This is a genomic window from Halobacillus campisalis (assembly GCF_030345335.1).
In the GTDB taxonomy this organism is placed as follows: Bacteria; Bacillota; Bacilli; order Bacillales; family Halobacillaceae; genus Halobacillus_A; species Halobacillus_A campisalis.
Genome location: NZ_JAPVRC010000004.1, coordinates 102012 through 117793 on the forward strand (window position 1 = coordinate 102012; position 15782 = coordinate 117793).

Annotated in this window: 20 protein-coding genes and 1 pseudogene; 18 read left to right on the forward strand and 3 right to left on the reverse strand. The window is 44.2% G+C overall.

Features of this window, described 5'->3' with window-relative positions; genetic code table 11:
* Positions 1 to 2: 2 nt before the first annotated feature.
* The 17 genes and pseudogenes from O2Q26_RS10215 (at position 3) to O2Q26_RS10295 (ending at position 11540) form a co-directional block, all read left to right on the forward strand.
* Positions 3 to 848, forward strand: a complete 846-nt coding sequence (locus O2Q26_RS10215) for a DegV family protein (RefSeq protein WP_289215811.1) — start codon at positions 3 to 5, stop codon at positions 846 to 848.
* A gap of 64 nt (positions 849 to 912) precedes the next feature.
* Positions 913 to 2280 (forward strand): ATP-dependent helicase ComFA, encoded by a 1368-nt coding sequence (locus O2Q26_RS10220; RefSeq protein WP_289215812.1) that lies wholly within the window; start codon positions 913 to 915, stop codon positions 2278 to 2280.
* Positions 2277 to 2948, forward strand: a complete 672-nt coding sequence (locus tag O2Q26_RS10225) for a ComF family protein (RefSeq protein ID WP_289215813.1) — start codon at positions 2277 to 2279, stop codon at positions 2946 to 2948. The genes O2Q26_RS10220 and O2Q26_RS10225 overlap by 4 nt, the downstream gene beginning before the upstream one ends.
* Before the next feature lie 66 nt (positions 2949 to 3014).
* Entirely contained in the window at positions 3015 to 3437 is a 423-nt protein-coding gene (locus O2Q26_RS10230) for a TIGR03826 family flagellar region protein (RefSeq protein ID WP_289215814.1), read from the forward strand.
* Between the two features lie 63 nt (positions 3438 to 3500).
* Complete coding sequence (gene flgM / locus O2Q26_RS10235) at positions 3501 to 3770, forward strand: flagellar biosynthesis anti-sigma factor FlgM (protein ID WP_289215815.1); 270 nt, start codon at positions 3501 to 3503, stop codon at positions 3768 to 3770.
* A 6-nt stretch (positions 3771 to 3776) separates the two neighbouring features.
* Positions 3777 to 4271, forward strand: coding sequence for a flagellar protein FlgN (locus O2Q26_RS10240; protein ID WP_289215816.1), 495 nt, complete (start codon positions 3777 to 3779; stop codon positions 4269 to 4271).
* Positions 4272 to 4289: 18 nt separating this feature from the next.
* The gene (gene flgK / locus O2Q26_RS10245) at positions 4290 to 5828 is read left to right on the forward strand and encodes a flagellar hook-associated protein FlgK (protein ID WP_289215817.1); all 1539 of its coding nucleotides are present in this window, start codon (positions 4290 to 4292) and stop codon (positions 5826 to 5828) included.
* A gap of 11 nt (positions 5829 to 5839) precedes the next feature.
* The gene (gene flgL / locus O2Q26_RS10250; protein ID WP_289215818.1) at positions 5840 to 6715 is read left to right on the forward strand and encodes a flagellar hook-associated protein FlgL; all 876 of its coding nucleotides are present in this window, start codon (positions 5840 to 5842) and stop codon (positions 6713 to 6715) included.
* A gap of 50 nt (positions 6716 to 6765) precedes the next feature.
* Positions 6766 to 7317 carry a DUF6470 family protein gene (locus tag O2Q26_RS10255; RefSeq protein ID WP_289215819.1) on the forward strand — a complete coding sequence of 184 codons (552 nt, stop codon included), beginning with the start codon at positions 6766 to 6768 and terminating at the stop codon, positions 7315 to 7317.
* Positions 7318 to 7331: 14 nt separating this feature from the next.
* Positions 7332 to 7784: a flagellar assembly protein FliW gene (fliW, locus tag O2Q26_RS10260; protein ID WP_289215820.1), complete on the forward strand. Its 453-nt coding sequence runs from the start codon at positions 7332 to 7334 to the stop codon at positions 7782 to 7784.
* Positions 7771 to 8001 carry a carbon storage regulator CsrA gene (gene csrA / locus O2Q26_RS10265; RefSeq protein ID WP_289215821.1) on the forward strand — a complete coding sequence of 77 codons (231 nt, stop codon included), beginning with the start codon at positions 7771 to 7773 and terminating at the stop codon, positions 7999 to 8001. The genes fliW and csrA overlap by 14 nt, the downstream gene beginning before the upstream one ends.
* A gap of 4 nt (positions 8002 to 8005) precedes the next feature.
* Positions 8006 to 8305: pseudogene (locus tag O2Q26_RS10270) on the forward strand (flagellin); the annotation flags it as partial.
* A 208-nt stretch (positions 8306 to 8513) separates the two neighbouring features.
* Positions 8514 to 8882, forward strand: a complete 369-nt coding sequence (gene flaG / locus O2Q26_RS10275) for a flagellar protein FlaG (protein WP_289215822.1) — start codon at positions 8514 to 8516, stop codon at positions 8880 to 8882.
* 11 nt (positions 8883 to 8893) lie between these two features.
* A complete protein-coding gene (locus O2Q26_RS10280) occupies positions 8894 to 10399 on the forward strand; it encodes a flagellar hook-associated protein 2 (protein WP_289215823.1) in 1506 nt (501 codons plus the stop codon).
* A 25-nt stretch (positions 10400 to 10424) separates the two neighbouring features.
* Positions 10425 to 10814: a flagellar export chaperone FliS gene (gene fliS / locus O2Q26_RS10285; protein ID WP_289215824.1), complete on the forward strand. Its 390-nt coding sequence runs from the start codon at positions 10425 to 10427 to the stop codon at positions 10812 to 10814.
* Between the two features lies 1 nt (position 10815).
* Complete coding sequence (gene fliT / locus O2Q26_RS10290) at positions 10816 to 11166, forward strand: flagellar protein FliT (protein ID WP_289215825.1); 351 nt, start codon at positions 10816 to 10818, stop codon at positions 11164 to 11166.
* Positions 11163 to 11540, forward strand: a complete 378-nt coding sequence (locus O2Q26_RS10295) for a DUF8042 domain-containing protein (protein ID WP_289215826.1) — start codon at positions 11163 to 11165, stop codon at positions 11538 to 11540. Before fliT ends, O2Q26_RS10295 begins: the two co-directional genes overlap by 4 nt.
* 33 nt (positions 11541 to 11573) lie before the next feature.
* Here the strand turns inward: O2Q26_RS10295 and O2Q26_RS10300 are convergent, their stop codons facing one another.
* The 3 genes from O2Q26_RS10300 to O2Q26_RS10310 are packed head-to-tail and all read right to left on the reverse strand — an operon-like array spanning position 11574 to position 14130.
* A complete protein-coding gene (locus O2Q26_RS10300; RefSeq protein ID WP_289215827.1) occupies positions 11574 to 12578 on the reverse strand; it encodes an aliphatic sulfonate ABC transporter substrate-binding protein in 1005 nt (334 codons plus the stop codon).
* Between the two features lie 21 nt (positions 12579 to 12599).
* Complete coding sequence (locus tag O2Q26_RS10305; protein WP_289215828.1) at positions 12600 to 13358, reverse strand: ABC transporter permease; 759 nt, start codon at positions 13356 to 13358, stop codon at positions 12600 to 12602.
* Positions 13336 to 14130, reverse strand: a complete 795-nt coding sequence (locus O2Q26_RS10310; RefSeq protein WP_289215829.1) for an ABC transporter ATP-binding protein — start codon at positions 14128 to 14130, stop codon at positions 13336 to 13338. Before O2Q26_RS10310 ends, O2Q26_RS10305 begins: the two co-directional genes overlap by 23 nt.
* Before the next feature lie 982 nt (positions 14131 to 15112).
* On the opposite strand from O2Q26_RS10310, the gene hpf reads away from it, so the two are divergent.
* A complete protein-coding gene (hpf, locus tag O2Q26_RS10315) occupies positions 15113 to 15667 on the forward strand; it encodes a ribosome hibernation-promoting factor, HPF/YfiA family (RefSeq protein WP_289215830.1) in 555 nt (184 codons plus the stop codon).
* Positions 15668 to 15782: the final 115 nt, after the last annotated feature.

The following is a 15782-nucleotide window of genomic DNA, read 5'->3' on the forward strand; positions in this document are numbered from 1 at the left end:
CTATGAAAACAGCGGTACTTACCGATAGTACAGCCTACATTCCTAAAAAAACAAGGCAGTCGAAGAATATTCATATGGTTCCGCTAAATGTCGTATTTGGCCAGGAATCGTATCAGGAAGAGGTAGACATTACGACAGATGATTTCTACGACATGGTGAAGGAATATGAGCAGCTCCCTAAAACATCACAGCCTTCGATCGGTCTGATGACTGAAAAGCTGGAGGAGCTTGCGAAAGAATACGACGCCGTAATTGCTATCCACTTGTCGAGCGGCATAAGCGGAACGTTCCAGGGGATAATTACAGCGGGTGAAATGGTGGACGATATAGAAGTGTACCCCTTCGACTCTGAAACCAGCTGTCTCATGCAAGGGTTTTATGCTCTTGAAGCTTCTGAGCTGGCGAATAATGGAGCTCTTCCTGATCAGATTATGACCCGTCTTGATAAAATGAAAGAATCCATGCAGGCTTACTTCATGGCGGACGATTTGAGTCACTTACAGCGAGGCGGACGTTTGAACGGAGCTCAGGCATTCGTAGGGAGTTTGCTTCAGGTGAAGCCGGTGCTTCATTTTGTGGATACGAAAATCGTTCCGTTTGAAAAAATCCGCACACGTAAAAAGGCGCTGAAGCGCATACTTACGCTCTTCGAAGAATCGATATCAAGCGAGGGCCGCTACAAAGCAAGTGTCATCCATGCAAACCGTCCTGCAGAAGCGGAGCAGATGAAACGGGAGATTGAAGCAGAGTTCGATCAGGTCGAAGTGACGATCAGCTATTTCGGTCCGGTCATCGGCACGCACCTCGGTGAAGGTGCGATGGGGTTAGGATGGTATCGCGAATCTTAACTGTTGAGCATGAGCCTATTTGTGAGACTCGAATAGGCTCTACTCTAATAAGAAGGTGATCATAGTGCTTCAAGAAAAGATATCTTTCTCCCCTGAACAGATAGCAGGAAAGCTGCTTACAATGCAAGAATTCCCCTTTTCACCGGAAGACGTCAACGAGCTTGTACGTCAGTCCATCCTCAACAAAACCCCTTCGATCGTCACGTCTAATGGCAAATCGGTTTGTCAGCGCTGCGGTAATGATCGATCCTATTTGTTCGCCGTTTTTCCGCACTCCACTTGTAAAAATAATACCTGCTTATACTGCAGAAACTGTATCATGATGGGACGGATTACTCAGTGTGAGCCGTTATATGAGGGGGCAGCTGTCGTATGGCCTCAGCATGCCGATCCTTGCAGATGGGGTGGACAGTTGACGGTCAGTCAAGAGGCGGCTGCTCAAAGAATTGTTTCAGCCATTGAACAAAAAAGCGAGCTTCTCGTTTGGGCTGTCTGCGGGGCAGGGAAAACGGAAATGCTTTTTCCCGGCATTACCACGGCTCTTCAGAAAGGCTTACGAATTGTCTTGGCTACTCCACGTACCGATGTCGTGCGTGAGCTGCTTCCGCGCTTTCAACAAGCGTTCCCACAAGTTCCCATTCAGGCGTTGTACGGAGATTCTGAAGAAAAGCAGGGAGACGCCCAACTGCTAATTTCCACCACCCATCAGCTCTATCGGTACTCGCGGGCTTTTGATGTAGTAATCATCGATGAGATCGATGCCTTCCCGTACCATAACGATGATTCTCTTCAGTTCGCTGCAGCAAGAGCTGCTAAAACCGACGCTGCGCGCATTTATTTAACGGCTACTCCTCGAAAAAAAGAAAAATCAAAAATAAGAAAAAGGAAGCTCCCCGCAGCTTTCATCCCGCAGCGTTTCCACGGTCATCCTCTTCCCGTACCAAAACTTAAGCTTACTCCTACCTTAAAGCGCCAGTTATCCAAAGGGCGATTGCCTCAATCTTTAATAAAAACAATTGAGATTCAGCAAAAAGGAAGCCGCCAGCTGCTGCTTTTCGTTTCGACGATCACCTATGCAGGAGCGGTTAAAGCCTTTCTTGAAAATGACTTCAATGTGGACTCGGTCCATGCAGAAGACCCGGACCGGGGCGAAAAAGTCCAGCGGTTCCGCGATCGTACAATCGACATTCTTGTGACGACGACCATCTTAGAACGCGGAGTAACATTTCCTTCCGTCGATGTCTTTGTCATTGACGCTGGTCACCACGTATTTGATGAAGCCGCCTTAGTACAAATTGCCGGGCGGGCAGGACGAAGTCCGGAAGACCCTGATGGCGACGTCATTTTCTACCATTTTGGTAAAACAAACGCCATGCTTGATGCTCAGGAAGCCATCATTCACATGAACAAAAAAGCGAGGAAGGAGCTATGAGGTGCCTCATCTGTTTTGAACAAGTGCTTCCCAAAGTGGATTGGACCAGCTTTTTGACTGTGCAAAAGCCGATCAAACTCTGTGTTTCCTGCATGGAGAAGTTCGCTGTCATCGATGAACCCGGCTGCAAGGGATGTGGACGGAAAGATGGCAATGGTTTGTGCTTCGACTGTGAGCGCTGGAATCGGTCGGAGTACAGCGGGGTTCTTGAGGAGAATGTGTCGGTGTTTGGTTACAACGATTTCGCAAAAGAGCTAGTCGCACGCTGGAAGTATCGGGGGGACTTTACGCTCGTCCATGCCTTTGCTGAAGCTGTCCAGACGAAGTATAAAAACCACTTTCACGGGATGGATGCAGAGCTTGGAGCAATTCCTTTGAGTGTGGAGAGGTTGTTGGAGCGGGGATTCAACCAGTCGGAAGCAGTCATAACAATGCTGGGTGCGTCTCCTCATCATTTTTTTAAAAGAAAAGGGAATGAGAAGCAGTCGAAGCGTGGACGGGTAGAACGGATTATGGGGGAGAATCCGTTTGAGCTTATTGAAAGTGTAGAATGTCCGGTGGTGCTGGTAGATGATATTTATACGACGGGGATGACGGTGAGGCATTTGGCTCGTCTGCTTAGGGAGAATGGGTGTCCGCGAGTGCATTCGTTTACGGTTTTTCGCTAGTGCATCTTTTGATTTCTGTATTATTGCCGATATAATAGAAAAAGAGTAGTATTGGAGGATTGGGTGATGGCTGAATTAGCGAATTGTCCTAGGTGTCATGCGTTGTTTGTGAAGGGGCCGGCGATAGTCTGCAATGATTGTGTGAAGCGAGAGGAAGAGGATTTTCAATTGGTGTATTCTTTTGTGAGGAAAAAGGAGAACCGGACGGCTGCGATTCTTGATATTGTGAGGGAAACGGGTGTGGAAGAGTATAAGATACGTGAGTTCGTAAAGTCGAAGCGGCTCCACCCGGCCCAATTCCCGGCGTTATCTTATGGTTGTGAGCGGTGCGGGGCGGAGATCCGTGAGGGGCGTCTGTGTGAAAGCTGTACTGTATCCATCAGGTCTGGGGTACAAAAGCAGGGTGAACTGGATGACCTGGAAGCTCGTAATAAGAAGGAAGGCTTAGGTCCTGTGACTTATTATACGGTGAATGATGACAACCGCTAAACTGTTTCCTTTATTGGACGATATACAAAGTAACGACAGGCTGGAATGAAAGAGGTGAATGATATGAAAATCAATGGGCCGAACCATTCGAATTTTAATCCATATCAAAAGCAGTTGAACAAACAGGAAGAAGTGAAGCAGCCGGTTAAACAGCAGCAGGATAAAGTAGAGATTTCTTCTGCCGGTAAGGCGCTGCAAGACTCAGGGAAAACGAATGAGACACGTCAAAATTATATAAATGAAATTAAAATCCAGGTAGAAAATGGGAATTATAAAGTTGACCACCAGCGGACGGCTGGAAATATGGTGGATTTCTTTTCGGATAAGAAGTAAAGGAGAATGACGTTGACAGCTAAATTAATTATCGATCATCTGGGACGGATGAAGCAGCTGCACGAAAGTCTGCTTGTTTTGTCGAGGAAAAAGACGGAAGCTTTGAAAACGAACGATATGGATGCTTTGCAATTGTGTCTGTCACAGGAGCGGAAACATGTGTCAGCTATTAATTCGTTAGAAAAGAAACGCAGTGCAGCCGTTAAGGAATGGGCAGCTGGCAAGCAGGGCTTTGCGGATGCTGTGCCGAAGGTTTCCGATATTATTAAGTGGAGCCGTTGGCCGGATCGTGAACAGCTTGAAGAAGTGTACAACTCTTTCATTTTAGTGTTGGCCGACTTGAAGCAGCAGGAAGTATTGAACGGTGAGCTGACGAAGCAGTCGCTGCAGTTCATAAATATGTCGCTTGATTTATTGCAGCCTTCTTTAAATAATTTAAATTATGGTCATGCATCTGGATCGAACGGGCAGAATCGCTCCGTATTCGATTCACAGGCGTAATCGAAGAGGAGAGGTTTTATGGGATCAACTTTTGGCGGGTTGGAAGTGGCCAAACGCGGATTGTTTGCCCAGCAATCTGCATTACATACGACGGGGCATAACATATCGAATGCTAATACAGAAGGATATACGAGGCAGCGAGTTAATTTTGAATCATCCGGACCTTATCCGCCGGCTTCAAGAAACCGTCCGGAAATCCCGGGGCAGGTGGGCAGCGGTGTTCAAATCGGAGCGATTGAACGAATTCGAGTAGGCTATCTTGACGATCAGTATCGCGGTGAAAATAATAAAGCGGGTTATTATGAGGCTCGTGCCGAAGAGCTTGGCCGCCTTGAGGAAATTATGAATGAACCTTCTGAGGATGGTTTGTCCAAAACGATGGATCGCTTCTGGAATTCCCTGCAGGATTTAGCGGTCAATCCTGAAGATTCCGGTGCACGTTCGGTCGTGCGTCAGCGTGGTCAGGCTGTAGCGGAGACGTTCAATTACTTATCGAATACGTTGAACGATGTACAGGAGGATATTTCAGCTGAAATCGAAGTGACAAGTAAAGAGATCAATTCGATGGCAAGACAAATTAATAATTTAAACCAGCAAATTGCAGAAGTGGAGCCTCACGGTTTGGTTCCAAACGACTTATATGATGAACGTGACAACTTGATAGATAATCTTTCCGGACACTTGAATATCGACGTATCCTACGAAGAACCTCCGTCATCCGCCGATGCGATGGCTATGGGGAAAGCAAATATTACCATCAGAGGTGAAAACGGATCAGCCCTCGAGCCGAATTTAGTTAATGGAGCAGATAACTCTACTAATGAGTTGAATGTCAATACCAACGGGGAAGGATTAGCTACATCTGTTGAACTGGGCAGCGAGGAAATGACAGTGGAGAATTTCACTTCCATCGGGAAGCTGAAAGGCTTAATGGATTCAGGCGGTTATCTTAACAACGACGGTGATGCAATTGGAGCGTATGAAAATATGCTGCGTGATTTAGATAAAATGGCAACAGGATTTGCTGAGGCTTTCAACGAAGTACATACGAGCGGAGAATCGTTGAACAGTATTGCCAACGATGCAGAAGTCCCTGCCTTTTTTGAAGTTGCAGGAGAGAAGAATGAAGAAGGAGTAATCGAAGGGTTGGCTCGTCGATTAGACATTACGGATGAAATAAAAGCAGACGCCGATCATATTGCAGCGGCGGATCAACCTTTGTCGGGTGATGGAGGTAATGCTTCGGCTTTAGCTAACGTGCAAAATGAAGCCAATGAGGTATTCGGAGAAGAGACGTCCTTAGACGATTACTATGAATCTATGATCGGCGCCATGGCTGTGGAAACGCAAGAAGCCCAGCGCATGCAAGGCAATACGAACACGCTGAAGGATTCAGTACAACAGCAGCGTCAGTCCGTCAGCGCGGTTTCTTTAGATGAAGAAATGACGAACATGATCAAATTTCAGCACGCGTACAATGCTTCGGCTAGGAACATCACCGTTGTGGATGAAATGCTGGATCGTATTATCAATCAAATGGGTGTAGTGGGAAGGTAGGTGAGTAGCACATGCGCGTAACTCAAGGAATGTTATCAAATAATATGCTGCGTAATTTAAGCAACAGTTACGGCGATTTAGGAAAGTACCAAGAACAGCTTTCAACCGGCAAAAAAATCAGTAAACCTTCCCAGGACCCTGTAGTGGCGATGAAAGGCATGAACTACCGCTCTCAGCTTGGTCAGGTGGAGCAATTCCAGCGTAATATCGGAGAAGTGCATAACTGGATGGATAACAGTGATGCCGCTTTAGATGAAGCGACCCAGGCGATTCAGCGCATCCGCGAGCTGAATGTGCAGGCAAGCAATGGGACGTACGAAGACGAGGAACGTGAGAACATAGCAAAAGAAGTCCGCCAGTTGAAAGAGCATTTGGCCGAGGTTGGCAACACCCAAGTCAACGGCAAATACATTTTCAATGGGGCGAATACAACGGAAAAACCGATTGATTCAGATACTTTCGAACTAAACGTCACTGATACACCGGTAGAAATTGAAGTGTCCTCAGGAGTGAAAATCCAGGCGAACATTACATCAGGCTCCGTGTTCAACGAAGACTTATTTGCTGATATAGAAAAATTTGCTTCTGATTTAGAAAGCGGCGCAAGCGAAGATGAGCTCAGCAGCAGCTTAAGCCAAATGGATAATCATGTGAACAGCTTTGTAGGTGAGCGTGCCGATTTAGGCGCACGAATGAACCGGGTGGAGCTGATTGAGGACCGCTTAGGCACTCAGCAAGTAAGTGCCACTAAAATGATGTCCGACAATGAAGATGCGGACATTGAAAAGGTGATTACCGATTTAAAAGCACAAGAAAGTGTCCACCGTGCCGCGATGGGCGTAGGAGCGAGGATCATTCAACCATCGCTGATGGACTTTCTTAGATAAGGCTGTCTCTTCGCAGAGGCAGTCTCATTTTTTAGAGGAGGGGTTGATGGATGGCTGTTCCACAAATTCAAATTCAATCGACACCGGCCAGGTTAGGATTAAATATAGACCGAGGAGAGCAGACGATCCGTCAGCCAAAAGCGCAGCAATCGATTCAGCAGCCTAAAGCCGACATGTCTATTCAGCAGCGGCCGGGCAAGCTGACAATCGATCAGACAAAAGCCTGGCACAATATTGATTTAAAAAATGCACTTCTGCGGACAAAAGACACGGCACAAGTCGGTGAACAAAAGTGGATGCAGGGGATAGCCCGGGTCTCTTCAGAAGGCGATGAGCTGATGAAGATAGAAAATGGAGGCAACCCGATCGCGTCTCAAGCCGAGCGCAACTCAGGGTTTGACTTTGACATTCAACTCGGACGCACCCCGGTCAACGAGTTAGTGGATCTTCATTATCAGCCGGGCGAAGCTGATATTTCTGTCCAGCGAAACGAGCCGATCATTAATGTGGAAAGAAGAGACCCTGAAACCTCCTTTCAGCAAGGAAAAGTAGGCACCTATATGCAGCAGTACCCGGATATACAAATTGACTGGAAAGTGTAAGGAAGGTGGAAATCATGAACATTGCGACGAAATACTTTGGCGACATCGAAGTGAAAGAAGACGACTGCATTACGTTTAAAAAAGGAATCCCGGGCTTTGAAAGCTATCACACATTCATATTGCTGCCGGTAAACGATACCAGCCTTTATCTTGCCCTGCAATCAGTGGATGAGGCGGGCGTTGCGCTCATCGTTACGAATCCGTATTTATTTTATAAAAATTATGAATTCGACCTGGACGAAAAATCACAGGAAGGACTTGGCATTACTAAGCCTGAGGATGTGGCCGTATATACTGTCGTCACAGTAAAAGAGCCGTTCGCTCAGTCCACACTTAATCTGCAGGCACCGATCATTATGAACATCAATAACGGCCAGGCGAAGCAAATCATCCTGAACCAAACGACCTACCGCACAAAGCATCCACTGTTTACAAATGAAGGCGGTGAAACCTATGCTCGTCCTTAATCGAAAATCAGGAGAATCCGTCCGCATAGGTGATGACATCGAAGTGAAAGTCGTATCTGTCGAAGGCGGTCAGGTGAAGCTAGGGATCGAAGCACCAAAGCACGTAGAAATTCACCGCCAGGAAATCTACGTGGCAATACAAGAAGAGAACGCCGAAGCGGCTACATTCTCAGGGAATTTACTAGATTTGCTGAAAAACTCCTCAGACGGCAATTGATACTCTTGACAAGGCTATACCCTCTGTTTCAGCTTCACGAGCTCAAATGAGAGCTTATCAAAATAGATTAGTCCTTTCTATTAACAACTTTGGAACGTCTTCTGAAAATTTAACAGCAACAGAATCTCGTATCAGAGATGTGGACATGGCCTAGGAAATGATGACCCAAATGAAGAATTCTTTTTTAGGGCAAGCATCTCAAGCTATGTTAGCTCAAGCCAATCAGCAGCCACAAGGATTTCTCTTCAATTACCACGTTAATATGTATGGAAAGGACCTTATCCTTAGGGTCCTTTTACTATGAGGAATTTTTGACTGAGTTATTGAAAGTTAACTTTTCTCTCATTTTATCAATAGCGTGAAATTATATTTACTCCTCCTAACCCAGTTACCACCGAAACCTTCCACAAAGCAGCCATACAATAGACACCTCCATTTTATCTAACCACTCAACAATCATAAAAAATAACCGATATAAAAACTAAACCATATAACATGGGGAGTTGTTGAAGGTGGATGTTAAAAAAAGCATGAGCCAATCACAGCTTCTGCACAGAAGCACAACCCAACTTAGTGATATTTCAGCTGTACAGGAGAATTTAAAGCAGATACAGAAAGAAAAAGATAAGAGCACTCCTTATCTCGGGGGTGCGCCGGATAAACTACATGCTGGAGAGATTATTGCTAAAATGAATGAGCTGTTGGATTATGAGCCGACGTCTTTGCGGTTCGAGATGCATGATAAATTGGATGAGTACTATGTGACGATCGTCGATATGAAGACGAGAGAGGTCGTGAAGGAGATTCCTCCTAAACAGATGCTTGATTATTACGGGGCGATGGCTGAGTTTCTAGGTTTCATCGTAGATGACAAAATATAAGAGGTGATTTGATGAGTGATATGCGAATTGGCGGGCTGGCTTCCGGTATTGATACGGATAGTATTATAAGAGATTTGATGGAAGCTGAACGGATGCCGCTGAATAAGATGGAGCAGGAGAAGACTAAGCTTGAGTGGCAGCGTGATGAGTACCGTGACGTAAATAAGACGTTTCTTGAGCTTGATAATTTAGCACTGGATATGAAGCTTGATCGTACATATCAATCAAAAGAGGCTTCTTCCTCAAATTCTGCCGTGAGTGCGAAAGCCAGTTCGAGTGCTGGGGAAGGCAGATATAGTCTGGAGGTTACTCAACTTGCCTCTGCTGCTTATAATTACTCTGAAGGATCGATTACGGGTGGAAACGATGAGTTTGACCCTGATGCTTCGTTAGATTCTCAAAGAGGTTTCTTTGCCAATGGGCTGGATGAAAGTGACTTTGAGATTAAGACATACGGAAAAGATGGAGAAAAATCTCATGTGTTTTCCATTGATTCAAGTGATTCATTAAATGATGTTCTAAAAGAAATTAACGATTCTCAAATCGGCGTGAGGGCTTTTTATGATAAAAATGCCGATAAAGTGATGATTGAGCGAGATGAGACGGGAAATTACAACTCCGTTGGAAAAGAAATTGATTTTGGCGGTGGACCGAACTTTTTAACGAGTACTTTAGGTCTGAGCGGTGAAGAAAAAGGCGGGAGGGACGCAAAGTTCACATATAATGATAGTGGCTTTGAAATTACGTCCCATGACAATAATTACTCTGTTAATGGTGTCGACTTTACTCTTCACGAAGTAGGGAAATCTACTGTCAACGTTACTAATAACGTTGATGGAGCAGTTGAAAAAATTACTGACTTCGTTAATAAATACAATGACATCATCGAAAGTCTGGGCGATAAGCTGAATGAAAGAAAAAACCGTGATTACCCTCCTTTGACCGAGCAGCAGAAAGAAGCTATGGAAGAGGATGAAATTGAAAAGTGGGAGGAGCAGGCTAGAAAAGGTCTGCTTCAAGGGGATTCTGTCTTATCCGGCTCTCTTGCACAAATGAGGACGAGCTGGTACAGCAAGGTCGAATCTGGCGGCGAATTTAATATTCTTTCGCAAATCGGCATTGAAACGTCCTCTAATTACCGCGACCGTGGTAAGCTTGAGATTGATGAAGAAAAGCTTCGCAATGCTTTAAGTGAAGATGCTTCTTCTGTAAAATCCCTTTTTGCTAATGATGGAGAGGGTGAGGAGAAGGGGATCGTCCGCCGTCTTGAAGATATTATCGGCAGTACGCGAACGTCGATTGAAAGGAAGGCTGGAAAAGAAACGAGCACTAATCAAAGTTTTTCTTTAGGCAGGGAACTAGTGAATGTCGATCAGCGTATGCTCAGCTTCGAGAGCAAGCTGACTCAAATTGAAGACCGTTACTGGTCCGAATTTGGTGCCATGGAGAAAGCAATTCAGGAGATGAACTCACAATCAGCTTATATTCAACAAAACTTTTCAGCAGGTATGATGTAATAATATAAAAGGAGTGTTTGTTTAGATGTCGATCCAAGCCTATCAAAACAACTCAGTAGTAACAGCTTCTCCAGGCGAACTTACTTTGATGCTTTATAACGGATGCATTAAATTCATCCGCGCTGGTAAGAAAGCTATGGAAAATAAAGAGATCGAACAAAAAAATACCGTCATTCAAAAAGCACAGGCGATCATTCGTGAACTGATGGTGACGATGAATCAGGATTACGCCGTGGCCGAGGACGTTCTTCCGCTGTATGAGTATATGAACCGCCGGCTAATCGAAGCTAACATTCAAAATGATCCGGCTATTTTGGATGAGGTGGAGGGTCTGGTGACCGAGTTCCGTGATACGTGGAAACAGGTGCTTCTCCAGTCCAGAAAAGCTCAATATGGCGCAGGCGGAACAGCTTAGTATGGTATGGCGGCAATTTTTAACGATCACCGAACTTTTATCTAAGGAAGTGAATCGCAAAGTCACCGACGATAATCGCCAGGAAGTTGTTCAGGAAATCCAGCGGTTACTTGGTGAACGTTCGGCGATCATTCAACAGCTTCCTCAACCTCAAACCAATCAGGATAAAGAAATCGTTCAAACTGTGATGAGTCTGGATCTCGATATTAATCAGAAGCTTGAATTTCTTTTTAACGGATTGAAGGTAGAGCTTCGGCAGATGAGAAGGCAGAAATCAAGCACGCAGCGCTATACGAATCCTTATCAAAGTGTCTCCTCGTATGACGGCATGTTTTTGGACCGTAAAAAATGAGACAGCGTACAGTTGAAGAGCAGGAGATGCTTTATGAATACATGCAGGTGTTGACGGGTGTAAGCGAGGCTTTTCAGTACTTAGATGGAGCGAACATGAATGATCAGAGGCCAAAGATCGTCTTCAGGGACACGATCATGGCTTTTGAAAAAATGCACCGGTCTCATACTCATATCGTGGATGTCCTCGATGATCCTTTCTATTCTCAGGAACTGTTGACTGATTTCCATGATGTAATTGTAGTGTTTGAAGAATGGGTACAAGCAAAAGCGGCTGATAAGAAAAGTCTGACGTTGAACCAACAGCTGATTCCTTCCTTTGAACGGTGGAAGTCAAAGATGCAGGCTCACATTTTCCCTTATATTTCTCATTAAAAAGAGCCTTCCACATCGGAAAGGCTCTTTTGCTTATTCTTCAATGAATGTCGTATCGACTAACCCATTTAAGTTCGGTTTTTCTTCAAGGAACTGAAGTTCATAAGAGGAGTCAGCAAACATTTGGATTTCATTCGCTTCGACTTCGTACGTGAAGTTCATGCGCTCCCATGAGCTGTCTACGACTTCCTGGGATAGTTCCTGATCGGTGATTTCTTTAATTTGTGCAATTGCGATTTCTTTCGATTCTTCTGGGTTCTCATTCACGAAGTCTGTCGCTTTTTTATGAGCATCCACTAAGTTTTGAATCATTCCTGGATCCTTCTCTTTCAACTTCTCGGAAGTTACAAAAACAGAAGCAGGCATATTTACGTTATGAGCGACTTCGTCATTTTGAAAAAGGACTTCTCCAGTACCTTGCGCTTCGATGTAAGCAGCCCATGGTTCAGGTACGGCTGCTACGTCTACTTTTCCGGATTCGAACATACTGCTGTAAGTGGCCGGTTTACCTGTGACGTGTTTCATTTCGCCGTCCAGACGATCAGAAGTGATTCCGAATTCATTTTTCATCATCGTTTCAAATTGAACATCGTGTGTACAACCGACACGAGGAGAGATAAAGGTTTTTCCTTTAATATCTTCAGCAGATTCTATATCTGCACCATTTCTAGCCATAATGACGGTACCGCCCGTCGCTCCAGCGGCAACGATATTGATTTTCGCTCCGCTTGTAAAGTGGTTCATTGCTGGTCCCGGTCCGACAATTCCGCCTTCTATTTCTCCAGTTTCAATCGCCGTCATGAAGGCTGAGCCATCCGGGAAATATTGATAGTTTACGTCTGTACCTTCAGGTAATGCTTCTTCATAAAGTCCTTTATCTTCTGCAACCATTCCCGCAGCATGATCGATGTTAGGGAAGTAACCGATCGTCACTTCATCTTTGTCTGAGTTTCCACTGCCTGAAGTGGAGCTGCTTCCGCAAGCTGCCAGTATCCCGATTAATATAATAAAGCTGAATCCTGTAATTATTTTTTTCAATATAACTCTCCCTCTCTATATTTAAGATAAACCCCAGCGGTTTCTTACATTTTTCTCTAGTTTAGAAAATACGAATTGATCAACGACTGCTCCGATAACGCCAATAATGACGATAATCGCAACGACCTGATCCATACGTGCATAATCCTGAGCGTAGGCTAGTGAGTAGCCGAGCCCCGGTCCGTTACTTAACAGCTCGCCAGCCATTAACGCTCGCCAGCTGAATGCCCATGCTAAGCGCAGCCCGGTCATAAAATAAGGTACGCTTGAAGGGATTTCGACTCTGAAAAAAGAGCTGATGCCTCTCGTTCCCATCGTTCTTGCGGCTCGTATGAATTGAGGGGGAACGCTTTGGATTGCCGTTCGTACGTTTAACGCCATAACAAACGTTCCACCGAGAACAACTACGAAAATAACAGCGAACTCTGAGAATCCGAATAACATAATAGCGAGCGGCACCCAAACGATGCTCGGAATACTCTGCATGGCAATTAAATACATGCCGGCAGTTTCATCCGCTTGCTTTGACTTGCCAAGGATGACGCCGATCACTGTGCCAAAAGCAATCGCCATCGCTAATCCTATGAATAAGTGCCTGAAACTAGCGCCTAATGCACCGAGGAAATCTCCAGTAGTAAATCCGTTATAAAGAGCTTCCCACACACTGAGCGGGGAAGGGAAAATGATTTCTTCCAAAACGCCTGCGCTGAAAATTAATTGCCAGATACCAACGACTGCGACAAGAAAAAGGATACGTTTAATGAGAATATTCAAGTTCATTGTTTAATTCTTCCTTCAGTACTTTATTGATTTCTTCTTTTAGCAGATTCATCACTTTATCTTCTAGCTCTATCACTCGTTCATCAGATCTTTTTCTAGGTCTCGGAATATCGACGTTAAAATCGGCGATAATACGCCCAGGACGAGTGCCCATAACGATGACTCGATCAGAGAGCTTGATTGCTTCCTGGATACTGTGAGTGACGAACAGTATCGTTTTTTGAGTTTCTTCCCAAATTTTGATGAGTTCATCGTGGAGTATGTGACGAGTTTGCTCATCCAGCGCGCCAAACGGTTCATCCATAAGGAGGACCTTAGGATCCATTGCTAACGCGCGGGCGATTGCTACTCGCTGCTGCATGCCGCCTGACAATTCATACGTATAATGTTTTTTGAAGCGGCTCAAGTGAACCATTTTTAAAAAGTGGTCGGCTCGTTTTTCAGCTTCTTGTTTAGACAACGTGGATTTTAATGGGAAGGTGACGTTATCACGGACGTTCAGCCAGGGGAACAACGAGGGCTGCTGGAAGACCATGCCCCGGTCCGGGCCTGCTTGTTTAATTTGTTTGTCTTCTAGCTGAATCGTTCCGGATGTAGCATGTTCCAGGCCTGCTACCATCGAAAGTAACGTGGATTTCCCGCAGCCGGAAGGCCCTAATAGCGAGACGAATTCTTTTCTGTCTATTGATAAATCAATGTTAGAAAAAACTTCAAATTCTCCTTTTTCCTTATCTTCGAATGTTTTCCCTACATCATTTAATTGAAGAAACATGTGATCCCTCCCTTATATATGTATAATTCCTATAAACTTAGTTGGCTTTAGCTGTAGTTTTAGATTATAACATGATTCAAGAAACGTGCAACGATTCTTATTGAATTATTGAAATATTTTTAAAAGTAAGAGGGAATATAGTGTGTTCTGGGGGAATTATCGAAGTTTGTGTCTCACTGAATGGTCGAATTAATTACGGCATTCGAGGAATTAATGGCAAAACCGCTCCCATTTAAAGGAGAGGCTGATTATTTTATTCAATAGACGGTAAAAGAGGTCTTTTGTTCTTCCGGCTGCAGATAATGGTAAAGGAGCAAGCATTTTATTAGCCGTCGAGGAGGATTTCAAAAAACAGAATTCGTGGAAATCTCTATTGTTGACCGTCGATTTTATCAAATGAGAATAATCGTGCAAAGCTCTCTCATGATTTTGACGGGGAGAAGGTGACATACAGCTGCACCGCAACCTGCCGTAAAGTCTCTTCATATTGAAAAGGTGACATCGAATGTCTTGTACAATTTGACATGGATGTACGTTCAGCTGTTTTTATATAGTAGAAAAGTGATTGTTGTCCATTATATATGAAAAATTATCTATAGTCGTTCTCGATGAGTGTGTAGCTGGTATGTGTTCGAGAGAGTCTTCGAGGTAAAGCTTCATATTTTAAAGGGTGGAGCGGGAGTATTGCAAAAGTTTACATCCATCCTTTCTATAATCTATGTAAATTATATTCTCTAACTATTTTAAAAATCATCTATAAAAGGTGAAAATAGTATATTACCTTCATCATCTGTTTTAATTCGACCATATTCTTTCAAAATTCAACCATTAAATGGAATTATTCAACCAACTTTCATGGTATTTCCTCCAATTCCACAAAAGTTCGACAATGATTATTGTAAAGTTCAGAAAGTTTATGCAGGAAAGGGCAAGGGTATGGTAGAATATAAACTACATAAGGATGAAAGGAGGACACTTGCATATGTTAAATTATAACATTCGTGGTGAAAACTTAGAGGTGACGGATCCCATCAAAGATTACGTTCAAAAAAAGGTGGGCAAATTGGAGCGTTATTTCGAGACTCCGCCGTCTTCTGAAGTTCACGTTAATCTAAGTGTCTATAATGATGAGCAGAAAATCGAGGTCACAATCCCGATGAAAAATTTACTACTGCGTGCTGAGGAGCACAATTCAGATTTATATGCTGCCATCGACCTTGTTGTAGATAAATTAGAAAGACAAATCCGTAAATACAAAACAAAAGTGAACCGGAGATCCCGTCAGGAGGGCGCTCCAAAATATGTATTCGCTGAAATGGAAAGAGAAGCTCAAGCCGAAAAATATGATAACGATGAATCCGAAGTGAAAATTGTAAAAACGAAGCGTTTCGACCTGAAACCTATGGACAGTGAAGAAGCCGCTTTACAAATGGATCTGCTTGGACACGCGTTTTTCGTATTCACTAACGCGGATACAGATGAAACGAATATCGTCTACAAACGTAGAGACGGACGATATGGCTTAATTGAAACTTAATTAGAGAAAAGGCAGCCTCAGTAAAATGGGGCTGCTTTTTAAATTTATTTAATATAGTGAAGATCCCCAGCAGCTTAGCAAAATTGTCCTTTATAATCCGCTTTCCTTCTACTCA

Excerpts from the sequence above, each read along its gene's own strand:
- O2Q26_RS10215 (WP_289215811.1), top strand. The coding sequence starts at position 3 with ATGAAAACAGCGGTACTTACCGATAGTACAGCCTACATTCCTAAAAAA.
- fliW (WP_289215820.1), top strand. The coding sequence starts at position 7,332 with ATGAACATTGCGACGAAATACTTTGGCGACATCGAAGTGAAAGAAGAC.
- fliT (WP_289215825.1), top strand. The coding sequence starts at position 10,816 with ATGGTATGGCGGCAATTTTTAACGATCACCGAACTTTTATCTAAGGAA.
- O2Q26_RS10240 (WP_289215816.1), top strand. The coding sequence starts at position 3,777 with ATGACGTTGACAGCTAAATTAATTATCGATCATCTGGGACGGATGAAG.
- O2Q26_RS10305 (WP_289215828.1), bottom strand. The coding sequence starts at position 13,358 with ATGAACTTGAATATTCTCATTAAACGTATCCTTTTTCTTGTCGCAGTC.
- O2Q26_RS10225 (WP_289215813.1), top strand. The coding sequence starts at position 2,277 with ATGAGGTGCCTCATCTGTTTTGAACAAGTGCTTCCCAAAGTGGATTGG.
- flgL (WP_289215818.1), top strand. The coding sequence starts at position 5,840 with ATGCGCGTAACTCAAGGAATGTTATCAAATAATATGCTGCGTAATTTA.
- flgM (WP_289215815.1), top strand. The coding sequence starts at position 3,501 with ATGAAAATCAATGGGCCGAACCATTCGAATTTTAATCCATATCAAAAG.
- flgK (WP_289215817.1), top strand. The coding sequence starts at position 4,290 with ATGGGATCAACTTTTGGCGGGTTGGAAGTGGCCAAACGCGGATTGTTT.
- O2Q26_RS10295 (WP_289215826.1), top strand. The coding sequence starts at position 11,163 with ATGAGACAGCGTACAGTTGAAGAGCAGGAGATGCTTTATGAATACATG.
- csrA (WP_289215821.1), top strand. The coding sequence starts at position 7,771 with ATGCTCGTCCTTAATCGAAAATCAGGAGAATCCGTCCGCATAGGTGAT.
- O2Q26_RS10255 (WP_289215819.1), top strand. The coding sequence starts at position 6,766 with ATGGCTGTTCCACAAATTCAAATTCAATCGACACCGGCCAGGTTAGGA.
- O2Q26_RS10280 (WP_289215823.1), top strand. The coding sequence starts at position 8,894 with ATGAGTGATATGCGAATTGGCGGGCTGGCTTCCGGTATTGATACGGAT.
- fliS (WP_289215824.1), top strand. The coding sequence starts at position 10,425 with ATGTCGATCCAAGCCTATCAAAACAACTCAGTAGTAACAGCTTCTCCA.
- hpf (WP_289215830.1), top strand. The coding sequence starts at position 15,113 with ATGTTAAATTATAACATTCGTGGTGAAAACTTAGAGGTGACGGATCCC.
- O2Q26_RS10310 (WP_289215829.1), bottom strand. The coding sequence starts at position 14,130 with ATGTTTCTTCAATTAAATGATGTAGGGAAAACATTCGAAGATAAGGAA.
- O2Q26_RS10230 (WP_289215814.1), top strand. The coding sequence starts at position 3,015 with ATGGCTGAATTAGCGAATTGTCCTAGGTGTCATGCGTTGTTTGTGAAG.